17 protein-coding genes and 3 pseudogenes are annotated in these 25,658 nt (G+C 38.1%); 5 read left to right on the top strand and 15 right to left on the bottom strand.

Features of this window, described 5'->3' with window-relative positions:
- Positions 1-75: 75 nt before the first annotated feature.
- Both TCA2_RS16055 and TCA2_RS16050 read right to left on the bottom strand, forming a co-directional pair.
- Positions 76-1,533: pseudogene (locus tag TCA2_RS16055) on the bottom strand (DEAD/DEAH box helicase).
- Between the two features lie 44 nt (positions 1,534-1,577).
- Positions 1,578-3,317: an ABC-F family ATP-binding cassette domain-containing protein gene (locus TCA2_RS16050; protein ID WP_047912621.1), complete on the bottom strand. Its 1,740-nt coding sequence runs from the start codon at positions 3,315-3,317 to the stop codon at positions 1,578-1,580.
- Positions 3,318-3,845: 528 nt separating this feature from the next.
- Between TCA2_RS16050 and TCA2_RS27640 the strand changes: the two are divergent.
- Positions 3,846-4,094, top strand: a pseudogene (locus tag TCA2_RS27640) (antibiotic acetyltransferase); the annotation flags it as partial.
- Positions 4,095-4,493: 399 nt separating this feature from the next.
- Here the strand turns inward: TCA2_RS27640 and TCA2_RS16045 are convergent.
- The 3 genes from TCA2_RS16045 to TCA2_RS16035 form a co-directional block, all read right to left on the bottom strand.
- Positions 4,494-6,137, bottom strand: a complete 1,644-nt coding sequence (locus TCA2_RS16045; protein ID WP_238546418.1) for a hypothetical protein — start codon at positions 6,135-6,137, stop codon at positions 4,494-4,496.
- Positions 6,138-6,252: 115 nt separating this feature from the next.
- Positions 6,253-9,492 (bottom strand): DEAD/DEAH box helicase, encoded by a 3,240-nt coding sequence (locus TCA2_RS16040; RefSeq protein WP_047912619.1) that lies wholly within the window; start codon positions 9,490-9,492, stop codon positions 6,253-6,255.
- The gene (locus TCA2_RS16035) at positions 9,489-10,286 is read right to left on the bottom strand and encodes a hypothetical protein (protein ID WP_047912618.1); all 798 of its coding nucleotides are present in this window, start codon (positions 10,284-10,286) and stop codon (positions 9,489-9,491) included. Before TCA2_RS16035 ends, TCA2_RS16040 begins: the two co-directional genes overlap by 4 nt.
- 364 nt (positions 10,287-10,650) lie before the next feature.
- Here TCA2_RS16035 and TCA2_RS27635 point away from each other — a divergent pair, with 364 nt between their 5' ends.
- On the top strand, positions 10,651-10,908 hold the full coding sequence (locus TCA2_RS27635) for a hypothetical protein (protein WP_052512078.1): 258 nt from the start codon (positions 10,651-10,653) through the stop codon (positions 10,906-10,908).
- A gap of 54 nt (positions 10,909-10,962) precedes the next feature.
- On the opposite strand, the pseudogene TCA2_RS28045 reads toward TCA2_RS27635, so the two are convergent.
- A pseudogene (locus TCA2_RS28045) lies at positions 10,963-11,226 on the bottom strand (recombinase family protein); the annotation flags it as partial.
- 41 nt (positions 11,227-11,267) lie between these two features.
- Between TCA2_RS28045 and TCA2_RS16025 the strand changes: the two are divergent.
- A complete protein-coding gene (locus TCA2_RS16025) occupies positions 11,268-11,762 on the top strand; it encodes a hypothetical protein (protein ID WP_047912616.1) in 495 nt (164 codons plus the stop codon).
- A gap of 355 nt (positions 11,763-12,117) precedes the next feature.
- Here TCA2_RS16025 and TCA2_RS16020 read toward each other — a convergent pair whose 3' ends face one another.
- The 9 genes from TCA2_RS16020 to TCA2_RS15980 all read right to left on the bottom strand — a co-directional run bounded on the left by TCA2_RS16020 (position 12,118) and on the right by TCA2_RS15980 (position 24,144).
- Positions 12,118-12,861 (bottom strand): hypothetical protein, encoded by a 744-nt coding sequence (locus TCA2_RS16020; protein ID WP_238546417.1) that lies wholly within the window; start codon positions 12,859-12,861, stop codon positions 12,118-12,120.
- Positions 12,862-12,891: 30 nt separating this feature from the next.
- A complete protein-coding gene (locus TCA2_RS27630; RefSeq protein WP_081872567.1) occupies positions 12,892-14,046 on the bottom strand; it encodes an HNH endonuclease in 1,155 nt (384 codons plus the stop codon).
- Between the two features lie 31 nt (positions 14,047-14,077).
- Entirely contained in the window at positions 14,078-14,761 is a 684-nt protein-coding gene (locus tag TCA2_RS16010) for a uracil-DNA glycosylase family protein (RefSeq protein WP_047912614.1), read from the bottom strand.
- Between the two features lie 171 nt (positions 14,762-14,932).
- Positions 14,933-15,262, bottom strand: a complete 330-nt coding sequence (locus tag TCA2_RS16005; protein WP_047912613.1) for a helix-turn-helix transcriptional regulator — start codon at positions 15,260-15,262, stop codon at positions 14,933-14,935.
- 111 nt (positions 15,263-15,373) lie between these two features.
- Positions 15,374-18,361 (bottom strand): type III restriction-modification system endonuclease, encoded by a 2,988-nt coding sequence (locus tag TCA2_RS16000; protein WP_047912612.1) that lies wholly within the window; start codon positions 18,359-18,361, stop codon positions 15,374-15,376.
- Between the two features lie 13 nt (positions 18,362-18,374).
- A complete protein-coding gene (locus tag TCA2_RS27395; protein WP_047912611.1) occupies positions 18,375-19,238 on the bottom strand; it encodes a DNA methyltransferase in 864 nt (287 codons plus the stop codon).
- A gap of 8 nt (positions 19,239-19,246) precedes the next feature.
- Positions 19,247-20,269: a site-specific DNA-methyltransferase gene (locus TCA2_RS27390; protein WP_052512074.1), complete on the bottom strand. Its 1,023-nt coding sequence runs from the start codon at positions 20,267-20,269 to the stop codon at positions 19,247-19,249.
- On the bottom strand, positions 20,270-21,022 hold the full coding sequence (locus TCA2_RS15985; protein ID WP_193746062.1) for a DUF4391 domain-containing protein: 753 nt from the start codon (positions 21,020-21,022) through the stop codon (positions 20,270-20,272).
- Between the two features lie 20 nt (positions 21,023-21,042).
- Complete coding sequence (locus tag TCA2_RS15980; protein WP_370510361.1) at positions 21,043-24,144, bottom strand: helicase-related protein; 3,102 nt, start codon at positions 24,142-24,144, stop codon at positions 21,043-21,045.
- A 438-nt stretch (positions 24,145-24,582) separates the two neighbouring features.
- On the opposite strand from TCA2_RS15980, the gene TCA2_RS15975 reads away from it, so the two are divergent.
- Together TCA2_RS15975 and TCA2_RS15970 are read left to right on the top strand one after the other, a co-directional pair.
- Positions 24,583-24,813 (top strand): hypothetical protein, encoded by a 231-nt coding sequence (locus tag TCA2_RS15975; RefSeq protein WP_047912609.1) that lies wholly within the window; start codon positions 24,583-24,585, stop codon positions 24,811-24,813.
- Between the two features lie 46 nt (positions 24,814-24,859).
- Positions 24,860-25,588 (top strand): hypothetical protein, encoded by a 729-nt coding sequence (locus TCA2_RS15970; protein WP_052512072.1) that lies wholly within the window; start codon positions 24,860-24,862, stop codon positions 25,586-25,588.
- The last annotated feature ends 70 nt before the right edge of the window (positions 25,589-25,658 follow it).

Here is a 25,658-nt window from a genome sequence, read left to right as displayed (position 1 = left end):
TCCCTTAGCTCCTTGGTTCTTAAAATTACTATCCTATTTAGTTATTGACAACATACCCCACCATAGATTTTCCCGCTATTGGCGTTTCGCCTGATGTACCTTCAGCTGCTTCCCTTTAATGGTTGTATTCCTCATCACATTCAGAACGAGTTCACCTTTGCCGTTAAGAATATCCACGTAGGAGGCGTTATCCTCTATTACAATGATCCCGATGTCATCGGCCGATATCCCGTCAATCTTAGCAATGGTGCCTACGAAGTCAACGGCCCGGATCTTCTTTTTCTTACCCCCGTTGAAATAGAGCTTCAGAACCTCCTGGTTCCGATGGGAGCTTCGGTCCTTCTTGATCGTCTGCTGATTCGCAAGCTTCGCTTCAAAAGCAGGAAGGGTACGTGCGATGGCCTCTTTGGACGGGGCGTTACGCTTCTCAATCTCGAACCCGATGTATTGCTGGACGCTGGCAACGAACTAGTCTTCAGACGGTGTAGCGAAGGAGATGGCCTTCCCCGATTTCCCGGCTCTTCCCGTACGGCCACTGCGATGGACATAGCTTTCATTCTCTTGCGGAAAATCATAATTGATAACATGGCTGATGTTCTCGATATCAATCCCTCTGGCAGCCACGTCGGTCGCAATCAGGTAGCGGAATTCCCCGCGCTTAAATGCGTTCATCATCTCCGTACGATCATCCTGCTCCATGCCCCCATGGATTCGGCCGCAAGGGTAGCCGTGCTTAGTCAATTCATTAAATACCGTTTCAACCCTGATCTGGGTCCGGCAAAAAATAATGCAGCTATCCGGATTCTCCACAATCGTGATATCCCGCAGCAATTTCAGCTTGTGATCGTCCCTGACGGCGTACAGGGAATGCTCGATTTGGCTCGTCGTTCTGGCTTCGGTCTGTACCTCAATATCCAGCGGATCATTCATATATTTGTGGCATAGCTGCTCCACATCTTTAGGCAACGTCGCCGAGAACAGCATCGTCATCCGCTCCAGCGGCAGCTCACGGATAATCTTCTCCACATGTTCAATGAAACCCATGTTCAGCATCTCATCGGCCTCATCAATGACCAAATAACGGATCTGCTCCAAATCAATCGTCTGCTTCTCGATATGATCAATTAACCGCCCCGGTGTGCCTACAATAACATGATTTCGTTGCTGCAGCTGCACCTTCTGTCTGTGAAAAGGCTGTTTCCCGTATACAGCGGTTGCCTTAATTCGTTTATATCTGCCGATGTTCATTATATCCTGCTTAACCTGATCGGCCAGCTCACGCGTTGGCGTCAAAATAAGGGCCTGCGGCCGGTATTCCTGCCATTCCAGCATCTCACAGATCGGGATCCCATAAGCTGCGGTCTTCCCGCTTCCGGTATGGGATTTAACGGTCATATCTTTTTTCCCCAGCGCATAAGGAATGACCTTACGTTGCACCTCCGTCGGCTGCTTATACCCCAGGCTATCCAATGAACGGATTATTTCCTCGCTTAATTCATAACTTTCAAAGCCTTGCTCAACTTGCTCACTCATGAAGTAACCCCTTTATATAAGTAACATGTCCACGCATTTGTCATTTACAGCAGCTTAATCAGCTCTTCCAGCTCATCAAGCAACACTTTGGCAAGTTCAAAATTCGTATCTTTCAAAGCCAATTCAATCTTCATTTCAACGGACTTTTTCTTCTGTTCCATTTCCAAATAGTTTTTACTGAAGTGGCTCGCATAAATCATCTGTCTGAACTTGCGCATACTCATCTTACGTATTGTCTTATCTTCAATAATTAATACATAATTCATACCATTCACAACGGAATAGAAATCATGTGAAATCATCAGAATCGCGCCTTTATAGTCGATAATGGCTTTCTCCAGTGCGATCTGGGTGTAAATGTCCAAATGGCTTGTCGGTTCATCAAGAAGCAGTACGTTGGCCTGACTGGCAGCAACCTTGGCTAGCTGAAGTATATTTTTCTCTCCGCCAGATAACGTTCCGATCTTCTGATCCAGGATTTCACCTTCAAAACCATAGTGTTTAAGATAAGCTCTAATCTCATCATAGGTTTGAAACCCGGCGTCAATGAATTCATGGAGTATGGTATTCGAATCCGTTAACGTTTCGCCTTGAAGCTGAGACAAATAAGCCACTTGAGCATCGGCATTTATTTCAATGGAGTCATAATGATTTCGAGCGATTTCCCGGAGCAAAGTCGTTTTCCCGGTACCGTTCGCACCGATAATGGCTACTTTATCACCCGATTTGATTTCAAAGTTCACATGATGCAAAAGCAACTCATCAAAGGCAGCACTATAATTGTCCACATTTATGAGAGTGGTATCTTCCACTATATGATCCAGCTCAAACCGAATCTTTGGTTGCTTGATATCAACAAAAGGTGCTTTAATTCTACGAGCTTCCAATCGTTCCTGAAACCGGACTCTGGCCTTTAACGCCCTTCCTCTGGATGCTTCTGAATTATATTCTGCGATCGCTCTAAGATTATCAATAATGACATCATAGCGCTCAATCTCTTCCTGTTCAGCGACGGCGAGCTCCTGCATCTCAATCTTGGTCTGAAGTAAAGAGAAATTGTACTCGATATATCGCCCATCAAACTCCTGGATCTCCGCGTTTTCAAGGTGTATTATTTTGTTAAAGCAATGGTTCAACAGATACCGGTTATGCGTAACAACGAGCAGCATGCCCTTGTGGGAATTAATGAGTTTCTTAAGTGCGTTCAGGTTTTCAAAATCCAAAAAGACATCCGGCTCGTCCATAATTAGCAGTTCCGGGTGATTCAGCATTTCCTTCATCACTTGAATCAGCTTAAATTCCCCGCCGCTCAGGTCGGATACGCTGGAGTCTTTGAGCTTCATCAGGTTGGCCAGATTTAGCTTCTTATTAATGTTACTTTCAAAATCACTCCCGCCCATGGCTTCAAAGGCGTCTAACGCCAATTGATACTTCTCCAGCAGGTCATCCATATCCGAAGATGTTTCCATCTCTGTACAGATGGATGTGATTTCGTTCTGAATCTTAATGAATTCTTCTCCAATATATTCGAAGACCGTTACTTCTTTTGTGTTGTCTACTTGCGAGAACTGACTGACATGCCCGATTCTGCAATTCGGGTCAATCTCAAGCTTCCCCTCAAACAAATACCTTTCAGGGTCCATCAGGATATCGATCAGCGTAGTTTTGCCACTACCACTTGTACCTATGAAAGCGCAGTGTTGGCCCTCTTCTAACGTGAACGAAATATTTTTATACAGTTCCTTTTGCGGAAATGAAAAGGATAAGTTTTCAACTTTGATCATCGTATTACCTTTCTGGATAGCTAGGATGGTGACTATTGTTGGTGTATATTCGATGGTAAGACAGAACATAAGTCTGAGTCGCCGTTGTTCAGCGTAACACTGTTCCATGGTAAGTTCAATTGGTTTGTGGGTTTGGGTTTCTTAGAGTGTTCATATCCGTAAATAAAAGCTTAAGTAGGATCACGTTATGCTCCCAACGTACGAGGAAGTTTCACAGCAAATTCTAGAAACGGAGGCCTTGCATCAGCTGGAGAAGAAGGGTTATTTTCCCATGACTCCATTAATGCAAGGGTCTTCTTGTCTTTGGTGAGAGCTGATTAGCCATTAACCAATCCATTAAATGGTTTCGCTCATCTAAAGTGTGGAGTCTGCATATCCTGATCAAGCTTATTTATTTAGCACTTCCTGTGAAAGCAGTTTTTTTATCCATAAGTAAGATTGCCAATAGTATGGGCAAAAACTCCTCGGTTGATCAGAGTTCCATTGCTAGCTCGTGATCTTTTTTAATGTCCTTCGCGATTTTTCGTAATTGGAGATGGGGCAGTAATAGGTGCACATTCTTTAGTTAGTAAAGACGTTCCACCATATGCTATAGTAGCAGGTAACCCAGCAAAAATAATTAAGTATAGATTCGAGCAAGAACTTATAGATAGTTTATTGCAAATAAAATGGTGGGATTGGAACATAACTGATATCGAACATGCTATACCGTTATTATTAAATAATGATATTGAGGGATTCATAGCTTACGAAAAGTATAAAGGTTCTTATTCGTGAGCACGATTGCAGGTGTCGAAATACAGCCTTTGTGTTAAATACACTAATACAGCTTCTAGATCCTTAAGGTAAAATGATCAGAGCAACGACAGCAATCGTTGACAGACCGTTCAAAACTACATAATTATAACTCGGTTCACATTCAAACGAATTAAGTAACCAGTCGCCGATACAATATCGGTAACTGGTTGCTTAAACTTGCAAGGTGTTTTGATCCCTGTCACACAAAACGGGTAACCCCTTTAAGAGGGCTAGAATCTCTTATAAATCTCGATCTTAATGACCTCAGCCTCTCTTACACCCCATATTTTCGCCCTACTTATATGATACGGTTCACCGCGCCGTCTGTAACGGCAAGTTTTAAGAGCCCTCCTAACCAGGAAGGCTCCTTTCATTTATTTAATGAACCACTTCTTCTCCTTTGTTTCCGTTTATTTTATCCTTTTTATGATCTCTAAAAAACTCTTTCAGTATCTTTTTATGTTCAGTATATATCTGTGAACTTCCAAATAAATCCATCAAACCTTTGCGATCAAGATATACACTGGTAGGGAAATTTCTCATCTTTAAAAACTTCGATATGGCTTTTCTTTTTCTGAATTCCTCCATATATTCTAGCGCTTGTGGTGTGAATTCACCAGATGTTATAAAAACAGGAAAAACCTTTTTCCCAGTTGCAGCTTCAACGATTCTACAGGTTTTTTCAAAAAACTTTTTAACTGTATCTGAATCATCCTCAGACTCTCCAAGTTGTATTTGAGTCCCTGCGTTGTATCCTTTTGCTTCACAAACCAGAAGATATTCATCATCCACTGATATCACAACGTCGCATTCACATTTCTTATTCAATGCTTCATACTTCCACCCAATTTTTGAATTGTAACCTTGATTGTTAAACATTGAAGCGACTATAAAGTTAAAAACATATCCTTTTAGCGAGCCGAATTTCCCATCATGACCACTGGCATCTGATGCTGCAAGTACAGCCGCTAATGCCTCTGGATCAATTTTACGCGGATCCAATTCTCTAACCATTTTAATTGCTTCAGCAATTTTGGTTCCGAAAACCTCAGAAATTGAGATAACCATTATTCCTCTTTGTCTTGCCAGTTGAAGAGCATCTGATTCAATACTTTGAACAAAGCATATAGGTATTATTCTATAATTATCCTTTACCCTAAGCCTTCCGTATAAAACACTGACACGTGCAATAAACCCTGCAACATCATACTTTTTCATCACTCTGTGCAAAACAGACTCTATTACTATTGATGAAGGGGTTTTCTCAAGTGAGGGATTAAAAGGATCTATTTCAATTGCTTTATACAATCCCCATAGATAGGAGTATCCTATTGCATTCCAATAAAATCCGTTAAAATGATCTCTATCAAATTGTGTAAATAGGTGAGTACTATTGGTGCCTGCTAAATTCATTCTCTCTAACCACTTTAACAAACTTTCAGTAAAATCATTAGAAAAGGATAAATCTTTTAGTCTCTTTTGAATGTTGTTCTCATCAAGCTTTACTGTAGGAACCCATTCTTTTTTCGCAACGATAAAGCGTTCTGAACCATGGTCGAGTAAAGGTTCTATAATTTGTAACCGTAATAATTCATCAATAATTTGATATACATCCTTTTGCTTTAATGCTAGATTCTCCTTTTCCTTTGTGTTAACAACACCGGCACAAATTTTTGCGAATTCACTTATATGGAGAAAACCTTGTTGTTCAACAAGCGCTTGATATAATCGGTGAAATGTTTGTCCATGGTCTGGAATTACAACCTTTAATTTATCCTTTAAATTTTGTTTTGGAAGAAAATAAAGTAATTGATTTCTAGCAAATTTCACTGGTTCCGTTGTTAATACTACCTTTTCATTACGTAACCTTAATAAGATTTGTCTAGCGTTATTTGGTTTGACATTGGTTTTATAAATGAGTTGTCCTTGCAACTCGCTTCCCAACATAGGCCCCATAGTCTTAAGCAACTCAACACAGATACCCGCATAATTTGGTTTAATAAGTAATCGCCACCATCTCAAGAAATGTAACACTGACCTTATTATATATTAAATAATAATACTAGGGCGATACATTCTTGAAAAAATCGGAGTAAAATATAAAAAGGATACCTCACCTTCTGTGTCCTTAACTAGTTTAAATCTCTCCCCCTGATAGCAACTCCCAAACACTTTTATATTCTTTTCCAGAAAGATAAGATTCTTTAGGCCGGAGTTTTTCCCAATCTGATTCCTCAAGACGCTGTAAAAACTTCCTTGCCTCACCTACATCAGGAGCTTTTTCTTTGGTTTTCATGTTTCCTCTGAATTCTTTTCCGAGATTCTCTGCCATACTTCTGGGTACAGAATTCATTCGCATTAGAACAGCTTCTTCCGTGCTTACTCCATGGTATATCATGGCAGGTATCACATTTATTTTTCTTCTTTCAGCTTCAGACAATGTCTCAAAATCAATGCCTGACATTCGACTTAATGCTGATATCCCCCATGTCCCCGCATTAACTAAATTTCGGTATATAGCCCTGCAGGCTTCTGTAATAGAACTTGTTTGATCTCCCTTAAAAAACTGAATTGCTATATCTTTGATACTCATACCATTGGTCCAAGCATGAGTTATCTCTGCAAGCAACTTTTTCTCATGGCCCTCTCCTCCAATATCTTCAAGTGAATTAGCAAGTTGAGGCACTCTTAACATTATTCCATAAAGATCTGCTAAAGCAGTACCAGTACCAAACAAACTTTCAGGAGACCAATCTGAAGCGGTAAGCTTATTTTCTAATTGATTCATACCAGCTAGAGCTCTTCCTACTCCTTCAGGTGAAAATCCTGTCATATCTGCTAATGCTGTATTTCCTGGGTTAGATGATAATTTCTTTGCATAATCCTTAGTAGCCTCAAGTAGGTAACGCGCCTTCTTATCACCATCAGCCGAAGATCGTAATACTTCATAACCTAATGTATTACGTAATAGTTGTTCCGTTTCGGCTAAAACAAGTTCCAAATTATTTTTCTCATTCCATAGATGTGCAATAAAACATCGAAAATCTTCCCACTGTTCATCTTGGATTATCATTGATAATTGATTTAATTTCCCTGCTTCCTCCAGGTCATTCATCATCGTGACTAACTGAGATACGATTTCTCCCGTTGCACGACTAACATAATTCACTATATCAGCTGGCTTATCACCAGCCGCAATCCCTACTACCCCAACACTATCTTGCCCCATTCGTCCTGCTCGTCCAGCTAAATTCCAAAAATCCCTTGGTGACATTTCTTTTGAACGACGTCCAAGCGGTACGAAACGAGAGGCTAAGAATACGGATGATACAGGAAAGTTAATCCCTTGAGCTATAGTTGAAGTAGCGCAAAGCACAAGTAGCTTTCCTTCCTCCGCTAGCCATTCTATACAGGAACGTATTTCATCTGAGAGGCCGGCGTGATGTACTCCTACACCACGTGAAAGCATATCAACTAATTCAAAATCAGCGCTAACCTCCGTTTGGATAAATTTACACACGAGTTCTATTTCTTCAGGTATTTGGCTTAGTATAGGTAAGGTCTCACATATTTTACGTGCCATATTCCAAACAGAATTAATGTTATTAGCTACAGCAATACTTGTACCCCTACCAGACATAATTGTTGCCATTGCAGCAGTCTGTAGACTCAGACTGGTCATTTTACTTTTCGGAATTTTAATTGGCTTTACTTCTCCTACGTAATGCTCTCCATCTAAATGAATTGTTTTAGGGCTAGTCACTAATGTTTTGTACTTTAATCTCCATCCCGCTCGAACAGAATCATCGGGTACAGTATGATACATGCCAACTATTCTTTCATTGGGTTTCCACGGGGTGCTTCCTAAACTAATTGTTCTTGCAGCATTTACATCATGTGCTAACCATCGAGCGAGAACTTCTGCTTTTTCAACATATGGCATTAATAATAGAAAATTTGCACTTTTGCATTCTCGCTTGATTGAGGCTAATAACAACTCTATTCTAAGTCCTCTGGTCTCGTCTTCAATATTGTGAGCTTCATCCATAATAACTAATGCTAATGGACGAGAAATCTTATTATTTCTTATAATCAGTTGTAATTTTTCTGGAGTTGCGACCAGTACATCAAATGGACGCTCACTTCCTAACCCCGAAAGCATATCTTCTTCGAATGCATCTACTTCAATAGCACCTGTTAACTGCTCTACCTGAATACCTAATGGTGAGAAATCACGCCGCAATCTTCTAGTTATTTGTGATGTCAATGCCCTCGTTGGCGTAACATATGCAACCCAGCCAGACTCGAAATTGAATTGATTAAGTGCCTGCAATATTTTAAATTGAGCAAGTAATGTCTTGCCACCAGATGTTGGCATTTCAACAACAACAGCGGTTGCTGCTGGGTCCAACAAGCCTTGTTCTTGTATTGCAATTCTTTGAGGAGGTAGCAATTCAAAGAGTGCCTGATTTGATATTGCATTTTTTACAAATTGTGTGACTCTCGAGTTGCCAGCTCGAGCTAAGGACCAAAGAGAGCCGCTTACCATTTGTTTTGACGCAGCATGTAACCATCGTAACAAAACCTCTAATTGAGAATCTTTTGATATATTAGCAGCTTCAACACCAGACTCAAAATGTTTATCGAGTTGTGTTGTTATATCATTTGGCTCTCCCTGTAACATGTAAAGCGCAAGTAACTCTGTTGCTTTTGCCCAGTGGTATAGACCAATTAAACGTAGTGCCATTACACGTCCATGTGTCTGTGAAGAATTATTTAATGCTCCAGATTCAAACGTTTTTTGATCCTCTCTTAATTTACCTATAATAGAACTAATATCATTTAAATCTTTCCAGCCATTCTTTCTGAAAAGCCGTAGCCAGCATTCATAAAGTGTAATCAGAAGACGCATATCCCATGTCATATCTTGATCTATCCCGACATTAGTAAAATCATTATTTTCATAGTACCACCGTCTAAGATCTGACCATCTGTCACCGCAATAGGCCAACGCAGATACATGAAGAATATGTAGAATTTTATCTGTTTTCTCAGTAGGAATATGCATTAGGCGTCTAAATTCAAAAGCTTTCCAACATCCCGCTGTACATTGTTTTAATAGTTCGTCATTAGAACTAGTTGGTCTCAGCACCGCGTTTAATCCTTCTATTGCTACCATTTCATACGCCATTGATAACCTATTAATTATCTCTTGTTCATACTGAGAGCTTTCTCCACCTAAATATATCTGATTGCCTACAGCATTCTTTACAATTAAATTCTCAGCTATCTTCTGCCCCTTTTGGAGTTCTGAGTCCAGCGCCTTAACCGCCCAATGATTATCAATCTGTTCTAGGGAATCAGTATTAACTATCATTTAGCACCTTCCCTTTTTGTTGCCATTACTTTCTCACTCAGTTTACTAATACTTTCTTCAGGTAAATATAACGCATGTAATTCAATTGACATTTCATTAGAACAATCCTTCCCTAATGATAGTACCCTTACTCTCAGATCGTCTTCATGAGGCTTAACATCCCGCACTAGTAGTCCGAATAAGTGTACGCTTTTATTATTTGAAATATACTTCTTAAACGCACGAATATATAAATCTTTCCAAGAGGCCGTTACAGCTCTATGACCAAGATACCTTACAAGATCATCTCGAATACCCACTTTATCACGCAGATCTTCTAATTGCTGTTTCAATCCAGTTCGCCCATACATTGCACCAGGTGGATAACCACTTTCAGTAGATGTTTTAACTTCACCAAAGGTGAAAAATGCATCATCATTAATTTCTTTAAACCCTACTAAATCTGCTCCAGGCAAGCTTGATCCGGACTTTCTCTCATCCCGACCATCAGGCCACGGAAAGCAACAAGCCTTGTGACAAGTTAGAAATAACTCTGCTAGTGCTTCGCCAACTCGCCAATTTTCTGGTTCCTTTTCAGACTCTAATACACGTTTTAGCTCATTACGATCAAAATCTGTATCAATTACACTATCAAGTAGGTCTGTTAAATCAGCAGTTCCTTCAATATCAAAAACTATCTCTGCAACTGGACCAGATAATGCAACGTCTAATTCTAATTCAGAGTACGAGACTCCGTATCCAAAAACGGGGGTAGATCCCATCAGATATTCATTTTTCCCTATAGGTAGAGTCATCTAGCCATCTTCTCCCTCATAACCACACTGTATATTATGTAAAGACTCTTATTCTCCATTTTATAAGCAACTCGACAAGCAAACTAGTATAATAGTCCCACTCCAAGCATACCAGAATAACCCAATTCTTGCACTAGAAATGTGCCAATCCAGAGCGTAATAGAAAGAAACTGAGACATATATTATTACTTAGAAGTGCCCGAGAATAAACTCTAATTGAGGTAAATCCATGAGATTAATCAAAACCCCACAAGACATTACCACGCTAAACTCAGCCAGCCTCTTCCCCTCCCTACTCCCCCACATTCAAAACCACTTCAACCAACTGCGAGACGAAATTTGCGACCCTGGTGATCGCCTCTTTGTGCTGGGCAGATACGGCTATATTGTCATTCTGGAAGCAGGAGACAACCTGTACGATCTGGAATGCGTAGGACTAAATCGAGAGGACTGCGGATTGCTGGGTAGTATGCCGGAGTATGTAGAAACACTGCAACTGGGTGACATGACCGTCTACAGCATTGTTGTCATGTATACCAACGACTTCATCATGACCTTCTTCATGAATCCGATGGGCGACAAGTGTTGCTCCACAGTCGGGGCAACACATCATTCCGGTTAACAAATAGGTTCCATTGAAGACACGCGGCGAGGTGACGGACTTTTTAGCGTAGAGCTTTTGTACGGTTTCCCACACATCCTGTGTGATAATACGTTCGTGTTCACCATCAACAATGATAGGATCATGGTTAATGCCCTTACGCCGTTGCTCACTCCAGTTTTCTCTAATGTTGTAGCGAATCTTACCGATGTAGACTGGATTGTTAATGATCGTCTTGATCGAAACGGCACTGAATGATTTGTTAGGCTTTGTTTTGTACGCTCGAGGATGGAACCAAGGTTGTGCAGCAATACTGCATTTGCAGCAACTTCCGTGCAAAAGGTAGCCGCGTTTGTACTTCGAATAGTGTGAAGGCTGACATGGCTGAACAATATGTAACCGACCGAATGGCTGCCGTGGTGAGGAAGCCTAAGATTTTGGAGAACATCGTAGCACGAATCAATAATAACCTTACCGTGAATGTCGTTCCTCTCCAGAAAGAAATAGCTTCCGTTGACAAGGAGCTTGGAACGCTGGATGTTCAAAAGAAAAAATACTTCAAGCTCTACGAAGCCGATGTTGTTGATAATGAATTTCTAATCCAACGTATGAATGAAATTAAGCAGCAGCATGAAGCACTGACCCGAAGAAGGCATGAGGCCTTACTACAGCTTGAACGAAGCTCCGCCGACCCGGTTCCGCTGCATCAAGTAAAGCAGGTGCTGTCTCTATTCCATGAGTTGTTATCGTCAGCACCGATTGAAACACAAAAGAATCTGCTTCAGATCATCGTGAAGCAGATTCATGTAAAGAATGGGCAGAAATTCGAAGGCATTGAATTGGAGTTCGATGATAAGATCAATGCGTGTTTTTAGGATATTCCCCTTACACCCAAACGGTAGCAAGGGCTTTTGCTTTTTCTAAGCAAAAGTTAATGCTTCATACACCATCGTCATCTGATGCCAAACAGGAATAAGTCATGGGCATCTCCATGCCCTCAAATCATAGCATATCGCCTCTGTAGCAGGCTTTTTCACAGAAAGTGACTTAGGGTAAACCCTCACCATACTAATCCTTTTCCACGTCTATTACGCAGTTCCCCACCAAAAAACATGCCGTTATTTATGGTACGGTTCACCGTAACGTTGGATAGGGTAAATTAATTATTCTTAACTTCTTTGAAAATTGAAGGAGAGGGTAGGATACTATCCTCTCCCTCTCTTACAATCATTAAATTGAATTAACTTTTGTAGTATCTCCTATCAATGCCCTAATTGAATCAAGCTGGTCTATTAGGTCCTTTTTAACGTCCCTTTCAGGAGTAGCTACTATTATCCCATCATTATTAAAAGAGACACTGTCTCCATCAACATCGGTAGAAGAAGTGGCTATGTCTTTTATTTTTGTCTCATCCCAAAATAGAACATCACACTCAAATGGAAAATGCTTATTAGCTTTCGACCAAGAATGTATTGAACAATGAGTCTTAACGCCTGTACATGAGCACTTTTCTCCATAGGCAGGAATAGTAAGATTACTACTACCAATTATTGCGGCAATTGGTTCCCCGTTTTTAACTTTTAATGCAACCTTAGCATGCCATTTATCTTGTACTTCCCTGTAGGCATCTACAGTATATGCACCTGCAGTGCTACCATGAGCCCTCAAGTCATTTACAAACCGTTGATACTTACAAGCATTACAATACCCACTTCTTATTGCTAAACAACTGCCAAAAGTTACACCATGTTTACAGTCACCCATCGAACGCATTCCCAAAGTTATTATCTTTGACCCTTTTATTCCTTTAAAACCATGACTAACATATTTCAAAAACATTGGATCATTTGTTATTTGAGTAAGCGTTCCAGAACACAGATATAACTCTTCTCCTTGAATAGCACTTATTTTTAATAGTGCTTTTCTAAAAAGACTATTAGTCTCTGTTTTTCTCAGTAATACTGCGATTTTCATTTCCATCAATCCTTCAATCATTATCTGCAATTATTTAATTTTTGTTAAGCTCCTAGATAAAATTTCTTTTAATTCGCCAATATCTAATACATCATCTTTTTTTCTATGTATCATTCGATGACAATTTGAACAAACAGGAATCAAGTCATTCGCTGGATCAATATCTGATTCTTTTCCTAAGGTGAACAGTGGTTTAAGATGATGTATTTCAATGAAGTCTTTTCCTCTCTCACCATAAACCTCTTTAAAGTTAAATCCACAAGCCTTGCATGAAGTACCATGGATTTCAATCGCTCTTGCTCTATTTACAGGATTGCGTTCATATCGAGTGCCAAAATACTGAATTATCTTTCCATCCCTATAATAAGAATCGTCTTGTGACTTTTCAGCATCTATATCATGTTTTACTATTAAGTCAAGAATACGGAAACGTTCTTCCTTAATCATCGAGTCTAAACTATTTACAGTTTCCTTCTCCCATAACTCTTTTCCTTGTCTGTCTGGTTTAAAATGTACCATGGTAACATCAGTTGGATTGATTAGTGTAAATTGTTCTAACAGTAATTGAATACCTTTTATTTTAGCAGGTTTTAGCAATTGCTTTTTTGAGCTATGTTCAACTGTACCTTGTTTAATAAGCTTGTCATTTTCCAGTATTAATACATGGTATCGAAAGGGACCTTGCTGTTGCGTTTCCAAAAAATCCTTTACAGTTAGTATGTAATACTTTGTTTGATTCCCTTTCAAATAATCCTTAGCTTTAAGGATTTCTTCAAGATTAGTAGTATTAGAATTGGAACTCCCACTGTTTGATTTCATTGCAAAACCTTGTCGTAAAAAAGTGTCCCAATCGTGGCAATCGAAAACTTTCTCTTCCTGCTCCTTATAAAACCCTTCCCATTCTGAATGAGGTAAGTTGGGATAGCCCATTTGTGCTGCCACCCAGGTGAAAAAACCGTCCCCAGGAAGCTTAGTTTTTTGATTTACTACTATAGCTGAAAGGGGAGGAAAACCATGCTGTATACAGCGATTGGATATCTCTCCTAATGGTTCATTTAAACGAATTGGGGAAATTATACCACCTAGTTTATTGCTTATTTGATTGTACTCTATTACCTGACCTATCTTTGCATATTCGATGATTATTTGACTAATCCTCTTTAGTGTCGTTTCGTTCACCATCATCTCTCCTTCAAAATAGCGATATCAACCTGTGCTATATTAAAATGTTAGACTGATTATTAATAAGGTTAGTAATCTTCTTTACATAGATTTGCTTGTACTTAGTTGCTCTTTTACCTATAGAACAATAATATGGATGTGGTAAGCGTTCTGCTAATGGATATCTTAATCTCCCATTCTTAATCATTTGCTGTAAGGTTTGTTCAACTTCTTTACTTAATGGAACAATTACTATTGGTTGAACAATATCCATTTCTTCAATAAATGAATCAGTAAAAATAGTTGGTAAAGGTGATGGTAAATCATAATAATTGAAATTGTTACCGTCTTTTGTAAAGCCAAACCATGATATATTCGTCATATATACATTTCTATAAAATGATTCACTTCCAATTTCATTAATGATGGAAAAAATAAATTGGGCACTCTGTTCTCTATCATCTTGTCCTAAATCAGAAAGTAAATGTGAAACAGCCCTAAAATCGAGGAATGGTATACCTGTCTTACCAGCCCCATTTTTCCCTGGATTAATACCACACAGTACAACTCTTTTTGCTTCTGTTGAATAGACCTTTTGATAGTATCTATGTACAAGCTCAAGATTCTTTTTGAATCCATCCAATACGGTTATCTTTTCCCGCTCAAGGATATCTTTTACTTCAAGATTATTTTTAAGATTAGTATAAAAGTTGTAATGTAAATGAATTATTTTATCCATACGACCACTCCGTATATAGGTTATAGGTCTTACATTCTACAAGAATTTATGTATCCCCTTTATGTCCCATGAATATTTTCTTCATCTTGCTATAAACCTTAACAAATAAAAAGAGCAGCACTAAATATTTCATCTAGGCTGCTCCCCTTGTATGCATAATAAATACAATTACTATTCTTCATTTAAGTAGTCGTCTATCTTCTTTTTTACTGCGGTTCGTAGGTTCTTATGACCGTTCTCAATCTTCGATAAAGTTTCCAGACCAATACCAAGTTTTTTGGCTAGCTCTCGTTGCGTTAGGCCTTCGGCTTTACGCTTACAATAGACGTCCATCGCTAATGATGAAGGCAAATCGTAAGTATCACTGTCCTCATTCCAATCTGGTTCCCAGTCGCCACTACCTTTATTGAACTCCATGTCCAGGTATTCCTCAATCCCCACTAGCGCTCGGAGTTCTTCTTCTGTTTCATACATGAAACCATGACATAAATTGCTTTTCATACTTATCCCGCACCTCTTAGTCAAATTACAAACAGAGTGCATTGCGCTTAAACTGTCTGTTAACTTGAGTAGAACCATTAGGTATAAAGATATCAAGAGTAAAATATAGGTCTATACTCCCATTTTGAACTTTTCATAGCTGTTAGCAAGCTTGTATGTGACCCCATTCTCCAATGCAGCAAAGTGCTTCCGACCACATGTGATCTTCCCATCTTCTTTCAATCGAAGATCCTCCTGATCAGTGCTTCCCTTTGTTTCAACAACGAAGAATAGGGTTTCCACTCCCTCTTTTTCAACCAATACTGCCCAGTCAGGGTTATAATTGCCCAGTGGTGTATCTATTACGAAAGAAGAAGGGAGCTTAACAAATAACTTAACGTCTTCATCATTGTTAAGCTTTTCTGCAAATGCTCGCTCTACACTGGAATCATAGCGAATATAGTTATAGACTGATTTATCATTTGACACTTCAACAGCATTAGCCTTCATATAACCGACAAGCTCTTGATGCTCGAATAGAGATTGCTGATAAAACGCATGATCACCTATACGCTCATATTTAATGCCATCCACAATTAACTTCTTCTTTTCTCTGTTAATGATTTTCATAACAGCTTCCATAAATGCTTGTGGATTCTTCTCAAAGTCTTTCAAGCGTTTGGAGCCAATCAAGATATCAACAAGAGTACGTCTTTTAAGGTTGGTCTGTTCCTGTAAATAGCGCAGAATGTCTGGCAGACGTCGTTTCTCTTCAAGGGCTTCATATACACGCATTGTCTGCCCTTCTCCAGACACACCTGATTGGTCCACTTTCAATAGGGCATTTTCTCGTTTAATTTTCCTAGCCTTAAATGCATCCAGCTTTTGTATTGCATCAATACATCGGCTCTTAAGTGTATCGGAGTCCAAATCTACCGAATATGTCGTCTTGTATTTTATCTGGTTCCATAGTTGATTAAACTCGTCGCTTAGGAGAACTTCTTTATTCAGCTTAATATCCACTTCGTCTTTCTTATTGAAGATTGGCAGCTTTTTAATGGAATTTCTTATGACCCTTTCAATATCCTGCTTTATTTCCTTGAATTCATCTGGAACATCGAAAGTTTCAGATGCAATTGCTTCCTTCAACTTGTTTTCAACCTTTCCTTTTTTATCAAGGAATTTCTCTTTAACAAGGAAGGAATACACTTTGGCAGAATAGTCATAGCCTATTTCCTTGGACTCTCCAGTCACCTCATCTGTCAGAGTAATTGTAGAGAAGGATTGTTCTTCAAGGTATCCAAACTTAACACCTGTCTCATCTTCCATTTCCTTCTGAAGTGACTCAGCAAATTCTTGGTAGGATTCATTTGCTATTACCGTGAGGACATTGATATTTTCATCATACTGTCTTTGTCCATCCTGATTCACAGATAAGCGCAATCCACGACCAATTTTTTGCCGTTTAGTGAAAGGATCCTTGGTTTCAACTAAAGTACATATTTGAAATACGTTTGGGTTATCCCATCCTTCTTTAAGGGCAGAGTGGGAAAAAATGAAACGTAACGGTGTTTCAAAACTAAGTAATCTTTCTTTTTCTTTCATGATAAGCTCAAATGCAGACTCATCATCTTTATTTGAACGTAGGCTGCCATCTTTCGCAAGTTTACTATCCTTAAAGTTTCCGCTCTTATCTTGTGAAAAATATCCGTCATGAACTTCTTCTGCACTCTGGTTCGAAATATACTGATCTTCTTTAAAGAGCGATCGATATTTAGGTAACTTGATAAGGGAAGCATACTCTTCTTCAAAAATCTTGGCATACTTTCCTTTTTGCCAAGGTTGTCCTTTTGGATAAACTCGATAGTTCTCTACTTTGTCTATAAAGAAAAGAGTAAGTACTTTGATTCCTTGGTAGACAAGCCTTTTTTCCTTATCTAAATGTGTACGGATCGCTTCTCTGATTTGATATCTCTTGAGTAAGTCATCATCAATACCACCAATCGATTCTCCTAATCTCAGTACCTTCCCATTTTCAAATTCAACCATTTCATTACCAGGATAACAATCTATACCTTCGACAATATAACCACGGTAAAGTTCCCGCTCACCAGATAATAAATATAAGTTGTTCTTATTATTGGGATTTATTTCTTTTTTAATTCTGGTAACAGCACCATTTTTCTTCATCTCATCTATTTCAACAGTGGCCTTGTATCCATTTTTATTAGAGACACTAACCAGTTTAATATATGGATCATTAAAATCGTCATCTGAATTGACGGAAAGTACTTCAATTTTCTTAACGAGCTTTTTCTCATAAGCAGATACAGGGTCTAATTTATACATAAGATTGTATGTGTCCCTATGGGTGGCAGAATACCGCAATTTACAAAGTGGATTTAATGAAGCAATAGCTTCTTTTGCTTTATCAGTGTTATCAACACTTTGCGGCTCATCGATAATGACGATAGGGTTTGTTTCTTGAATAAATTGAATAGGCTTTTTCCCATTCATTGTATCTCTTTCACGGTGAATAAGGTTTGCCTTGTTCTCCTTTTCTGGATCATCGAAACTTTTCTTAAAGGCATCAATATTAATAATCATTACTTCAATATTGGTGCTTGTTGCGTATTCACGAACCTGTTCTAGTTTTGAAGAATCATATTTAAAAAAATGACAATACTGCCCAGGATACTCCTTTTCAAAATGCTCTTCAGTCATCTGAAACGATTTATATACTCCTTCACGAATAGCAACACTAGGCACAACAATAATGAATTTTGAAAAACCATACAGTTTATTCAACTCAAATATACTTCTCGTATAGACATAGGTCTTTCCCGTACCTGTTTCCATTTCGACTGTGAAGTTCCAGTCTTGAATGCTTTTACTCTTTTTTAAATGATTTCTCATCTGCACCTTTTGCACATTTTCAAGAACTTCTGCTTCAGATAACTCCAGCTTGTTTCCGATCCCTAATTCCGTTATTTCTTGTCCAACAATTTCACCCATACTTACTGTGAAGTTTGAGACCTTAACTGTTTGGCCTTCAAAGATATCCGTTATGGAATGAATGGCATCAAGCTGATATTGCTGTTCATCGAATTTTATCTTCATGTTACCACTCCTTTTATATTACTCGAATATCTTCTACACCATAGCGCTTAAGGATTTGCTGTGCATTTGTTCGCACAGTATCGTCTTTAAATCCCTCATCATAAAAAACAATTCGTGCTGGCTGTTTTTTAGCAATCTCTTCTATTTGTTCCAATGTTAAGTCTCGCTCTAAACAAATAAGCAAATAGCCCATCCCAACAGAATAAACTGCCTTTCCAGCAATTCTTATCTCTTCCATTGGAACTGTTAAATCAATTCCATATTTCAATAAAATTTCATATACCACATCTTCTTGAGTACGACCTTCTTTAAGTGGTTCAATAGCATCTAATAGACTATTTTCCATATCAAGTGTTTCTTCATCCCATGTCTTTAGGTTTGTTTCATCTAGTTTAAATACTTTAAAACCAGTATCTAATTGCTGTACACCTTCTTCGTTCTGATTTTCTTGGATTACTTTCTTAGCTGCACGACAAATACGTTCTTTTCCTATGTCACAGATTGTACTATATCCATACTTACTTGCTTCTGATTTTTCATCAAGTTTTTCTGGTAACTGCACCATAATAAATTTTCGATTACCACCATCTTCAACATTTTGTTCCATCACTGCCTCTGCCATAGTTGCTGAACCAGAGAAGAAATCTAAAACATAATCTCCATTATTTGGAGTTGTTCCCAGTTGTAAAACCCTTTTTAGCGTTCCAACTGGTTTGGGGTTCTCGAAGGTTTCACGGGAAAAGCCATAATCAGTAAATGTTTCTACACCTCGTTCATTGTTAACATCCTTAAAAGACCAATATGAAGGTGCCCTTACACTATCCCTTTTATCTAGATAATCCTTTTCAAATACTCCCCATTGATTCTTTGTTGGCATCCATCTAACTAATAATTTATCAACATTTTTTCTGCATTTTCAAATCCCCAACGCCACCTACCATCAGTACCGTCTGATCTAATTGGCTTAATCGAAATTTTACCTTCAACCTCGGTACGTGAAGGATAAAATTCACCCGACTTTTCATCATATATAAAATAATAGAACATTGCAGGACGATCTTCACGTTTGTCACCAAATCCGCCTTTTTTTAAATCAGTCTCTCGATACGTTCTACCATCTTCATCTACTTTATTGTAACGTTTTGTAATCTTTTCATCTAAACCAAATCCCCCGAAATTAACCAAATTAATATTTTTGGCATATACAAGAATATATTCATGACCAGTAGCAATAAATTTAGAATCGGAACGACCTTTAGGATTTGAAATATTAGCAATCATAGCAATTTGATTCTGTTCACCATAAATCTCATTTAGTATTTTCGTAAGATTTATCACTTCATTTTCGTCAATACTAATAAAAATAACACCATCATCTTTTAGTAAATTTTTAGCGATTTTCAATCGTGGATACATCATATTTAACCAATCAGTATGAAAGCGACCATTTGTTTCTGCGTTTGACTTCATTGTCTCTTTTATACTTTCTTTATAGTTTTTTACATTGTCGTGAAAATCATCTTTATAAACGAAATCTCTACCTGTGTTATATGGTGGATCTATATATATCGTTTTCACTTTATTTCGATAGGAATTTTGAAGAATACGAAGTACTTCAAGATTGTCCCCTTCTACATAAAGGTTCTGTGTTGTAGCCCAATCTACACTTTCTTCCTTACAAGGACGTAACGTACCTGTTGTTTGCTTTTGAGCAAGCTGAATTGCTTCTGTTTTCCCTTTCCAATTAAATTCATATCGTTCCTTTTCCTGTTCTACATATTCACCCAAAGCAAGACGTAATTTATCAATATCAACTTTGCTCTCAGTAAATACTTCTGGAAATAATTCTTTTAGTTTTTCTATATTGTCTTGCACTACATTAAATGTTTTTCCCTCTAACTTTTGCAATTAACACAACTCCTTTATTTGCTGTATTTGAGTATTGATTTGTTGTTCTTGTCGTTTTATCATCATGTGTAAATCCATCTTTGCACCAAAATCAACTTGGCCTTTCTGTTCAAGCAGCAATTGTTCGATACCCTTACGATGTTTCTGAACATTTCTTAATATGTTGACCACTTCTTCTCGCTTTTCTTTACTGGTAGGTATTGTTCCTACTAACTGAATTACTTCTTCGCATTTTATCCATTGTTGAATATCCTCGTATATGCTATATAGGTTTTCGAAAGATAAATTTGAAACGACCAATGAGTTCAGTAATTTAGAGTATCCAATATCAGGTTCCTTGGGATTAAACCGTTGAGTAATGGTAGGTTGTTCGACCACAACTTTGGTCTTGTCAGTTTTATTTAGCCTTTTGTGACTGGTACTCAAAAGAATCTGATCTTCTGATGAATTCATTATTAATACGACTGGATTAGGGATAGTCTTATGAATAGCACCAATAATCCTATTTATATTTTTGTCCGTTCGAAGCTCAACGTATATCCATACTACTTCTGCATAATTGAATTCATCATCTTGGTAGAGGGGGATATTTGTACTCTGCTGATTCATAACACTTAACAAATAGACCCCCTCTATATCGGAAGTAAACATTTCCTTTTCCGTTGTAGAAAGATCGGTTTGTGTAAAAAAGGCTTTCTTAGGTATCTTACGATTTAAAACAGTACGGGGAGGAAACTCCAATCGATTAATCAACCATTCCCTCATTCTATCACCTACTTTATCACTAAAAATGATATCAATTCAAAGTCATCCGAAGTTGTTGCTGTATCCTGTAAAAGACTAGAATTCCCAAGACTGAATAGCGATTCCATTCCTTGCTCTTCAACAATACCTAGAACAAATTCTACTGCTCTGTCCAATAGATACTTGTAAGAAGACATGTCGTTCATATCTTCTGTTTCTTGATTGAACTGATGAATTAACTCATTGAACACGTCTGCTTGACTATTAGCAACTTTACGGAAGAGATCCAGTATCTGCTTTGTCTTTAAATGTCCTAGTGAGACCTCTCCATCTATATTCATATACACAAGATAATATGGATACAATGCGCTTGTTTCTTTTACTTGTGCTGCTGCATTTCGTTGTTTGATACAGAATATCACCCCTGGTTCAGTATCAGAAGATGGAGCCAACTGAAGCGAGGTAACTGCATGTAATCCTAGGGGAGCAGTCTCAATTTTCTTCTTATTGGCTTCCATATAATCAAGTAAATCCATTTTAAAGTCGTTCAGGGTCAAGTCAGTGATAGAGATTCCGCCAGAGATATCCTCTAAATCAACCACTTCTTCTTGTAGCTGTTTCAATTGCTTTTTACGATATTCCAAATCATTCATTTGCTTCTTTTCATCATATTCAATTACGTTCTCTTCACCTGTTGCTGAAATATCAAGAAGCACCATTCTGCCGCTTACACGTGCTTCTAAATTAATATACTCATCAAGATCCATATTCGGCCAGAAGTTCACCAGTTGAATAACATCATTCTTTGAGCCTAAACGATCAATTCGACCGAACCGTTGGATGATTCGGACTGGGTTCCAATGAATGTCATAATTGATTAAAAAATCACAATCTTGGAGGTTCTGACCTTCCGAAATGCAGTCAGTTGCAATCAATATGTCAATTTCATCCCGTATTTTCGAATCAATTTTACTTCTCTCCTTGGATACTGGTGAAAAATTGGTCAAAATGGAATTTAAATCTTTCTGGATACCCTTTAATGTAGTCTGGTTGCCTCCAGAACCTGTGACAAGCGCCGAGTTAACACCATGCTTTTTTGCCACCCAGTGTGATAACTCTTTATACAAATAACTTGCTGTGTCTGCAAAAGCTGTAAAAATGATGATTTTCTTATTTTCTCCATTGATGGGTTGAAGGAGCTTTTGGTCAATCATGGATTTAAGCTTATTCAACTTGGCATCACGTGGAGCTTGAACTTTTGCTGATTCAATAAGTAGCTGCTCAAGTTTTTCCTTATCATCATGTAAATCTTGCTTCCACTTAATGCGGTCGATATCTTGAAGGAGTACTTTTACTTTCGATCCTATCAGCATGTTTTCGACATCATCATCGTCAATATCGATTTCATTAATATTAATATCGGCATTGGAGTATTGTTGGATGTTATCAAGCTTTAATAACAGGTCATCAATTTTTGTCAAAAGAGCTGCTACTGTCATACCAAATGAATGTATAGAGCTTTCCATCCGTTTAAGCAAGTTAACCCTCATTAAATGGACAAGACTGCGTTCACGGTCAATCTGCTTAAATACTGAACCACCCTTTACCTTCATATCATATTTTCGGCTGTATTCCTCTTGCTTTTCAGGCATTACATATTTTAATGGAGAATACGCACTTAAATTCAGCCTGTTAATGAGCTTATTGACTTCCTTTATTTCAGGGAACTCATTGTTCTCATCAATATCAGCATGTACATTCCTGGGCTTTAAACGTTCTGGGAATTTCCCAATCTCCGACATATTGTAGTATTTTTCAATATGTTTTCTTGAACGAGCAATAGTCACTGCATCAAGCAATTTGAAGTAGTCAAAGTTTAACATTTCAAGTAGGGTGTCGGACTTGCGCTCCTCATCACCTAACTTTAGCCATTTATTGAATGAAAGTTGTGCTTTTCTTAATGTTTGTTCAATGCTTTCGATGCCTGCTGATTCCAGTGCTTCATCCTTACCTTCCGTAATAAAAGCAACTTGGTTTTTCAAATCATTCATTTTGTTGTTTACAGGCGTCGCTGATAGCATTAAAACCTTTGTTTTAACACCCGCTTTAATGATTTGATTCATTAATCTGGAATAACGAGTTTCCCTGTCATTCCTAGCCTGGTTATTCCTGAAATTATGTGACTCATCAATAACAACTAAGTCGTAGTTACTCCAGTTCACAGTAGACAGATTAATATCCCCTGACAAACCGCCTGTACGGCTCAAATCGGTATGATTTAACACATCGTAGTTGAAGCGGTCAGTAGAGAGGACATTTCTCTTATCATTTTGAGTGTAAATCAGCCAGTTTTCTCTTAATTTTTTTGGGCACAAAACTAGTACTCTGTCATTTCTTAACTCGTAATACTTAATAACTGCAAGGGCTTCGAATGTCTTCCCCAAACCTACACTATCTGCAATGATACAACCGTTATGCTTTTCCAATTTATCAATAGCTCCGAGTACACCATCTTTTTGGAATTTATAAAGCTTATTCCATATCGTGGTGTCTTTAAAGCCTGTTTTTGATTTTACAATCGCATCTTCATCGAATTCTTCCAGGTAGTCACTGAAAATATTATATAGCGTGACATAGTAAAGAAATTCTGGAGAATGATTTTCATAAATTGCTGCGATTCTTCCCAAAACTTCCTCTTGTACCTCTTCAACAATAGCATCGTTCTTCCAAACATCATTGAACCACTGGATATATTGTTTTGTGAATAGAGGTTCATCCATTAGTGAATTCATATGAAGACTAGGCGAGTATGTATAGCCTAATCCGCTGCTGGTAAAATCGGAGCTCCCTTGAATAGCCACTGATGAACCATCTTTGTTTTCAATATGGAACAGGCGATTCTGTGTTAATGGTGACGTCAAAGACTTCATCTTTACTTTTGAACTTATCCAGTCAGCACATTCTTTAGCGATTTTCGCCTGTGTAAGTTCATTCCGCATCTTAATTTCGAGTTCTGAACCAGATAACCTTTTCTCTCGACCTGACTTATCAATGTCTGTAGTACCTTTTGTATGTTTTTCTGAAGTAAAGGTAGGATCGATAAATAAAAACCGTACCTCTTCCACCTTCATTAATTCCTTCTTTAAAGCCTCGAACGCATATATCGTAAAGTAGGATGACATGATCGCTACCTTGGCATCTTTTTTAAAAATATGGTTTCAATGCATCTCCTACAATGCCAGACCTTTTGTTATCTAACATTTTCCCTATCATTCCTACACCCCCAAAAAGACAAAAATATAACTATTCTACTACTTTCATTCTACAAGACTTTCTATCATCGTTAAATCAATTTTACAAAAATAGTAATTGCACATTCTACCAGCTTACTATATGTAAAAATATGTAAATGTTATAAAGTGGAAAATTTTGAAATTTTTTGACCCCAGGTAATGTGTTGTTTGAAAGGTTTGTACTTTGTTCGGTGCCCACCCGTTCCTTTTAAAAGGAGGTGAAGTTGCTGTTGGCATTAACTATGCTATTTATATCAATGAAAGGAGGTGAGTCAAATGGAAAAGCAGCATAAAAATACGGTAAAGTCTTTAATCGCTAAGAATGGTTACTGGACTGGCTTTCTTGTAGCAAACAAAGTGAATCCTGTTCATGTTAAGGGGTGTTGGCATTTAGGCTTTAGAGTCACGGTATCTAGCATAGAAGAACTTGATAAAGCCATTAATCAGTTTGCTTACTACAACTGTAATCGTGAATTAGGAAATCGTGTGTCCTTCTATAAAAAGTAGGATGATTTTTAGTAAGCGAAATTATATGAAGGAGCGAACTTACAAAATGCTTGAAAAAAATGGTGGCAATCGTAACGTGATACCCATTAGGGAAAGAAATGTAAAAGTGAGTCTAGTACCAAGTCTAGCTATCTCATTAGCTGAAGCCAAAGAAAGAATAGACATGTTGCAGCAATTTGTAAAAGAAATGATGAAAGAAGGATTGGATTACGGAATTATTGAAGGCTTTCGGAAGCCGACACTTTTAAAACCTGGGGCAGAGAAGCTTTGTGACATCTTCGGTTTTTCCAAACATGTGAATATTATTAACCGTATTGAAAACTGGGAAAAAGGAATTTTTGCTTATGAAGTGAAGGTGACTCTTGTCAGCAAACAAACAGGTTTTATGGAAGCAGAAGGGATCGGGACTTGCAACAATAAAGAACAGTCCTTTATAGACCAGGACCCTTTTAGCGTTGTTAATACACTTCTTAAGATGGCTAAGAAAAGAGCATTAATTGATGCTGTTCTTTCAGCTACAAGAGCTAGTGGTCTATTCACACAGGATATCGAGGACTTACCTAAGGATATCCCGCAAAACAAAGGGGGTGAGGCACCAGCCACAGATAAGCAACTACAAATGATATTCGGAACGGTATCAGAGTTGAATATGCGTCCAGAAGTCGCAAAAGAAATGATGCAAATGATGTTTCAAGTAGATCACAGTACTAAGCTCACAAAACAACAAGCATCCTCTTTCATACAAGACTTGTTACTATTGAAAATCAAGCCTTAAAGGAGGTAAGAATGTATGGAATCAGTTAATACCTTGAATCAATGAAGCTCTATGAGTGCAGTACGCATTC

It is taken from the genome of Paenibacillus sp. TCA20, assembly GCF_000732325.1.
Taxonomy (GTDB): Bacteria; Bacillota; Bacilli; order Paenibacillales; family Paenibacillaceae; genus Paenibacillus; species Paenibacillus urinalis.
The sequence above is the reverse complement of the archived record's forward strand: the minus strand, read 5'-3'. Positions and strand labels throughout refer to the sequence as shown.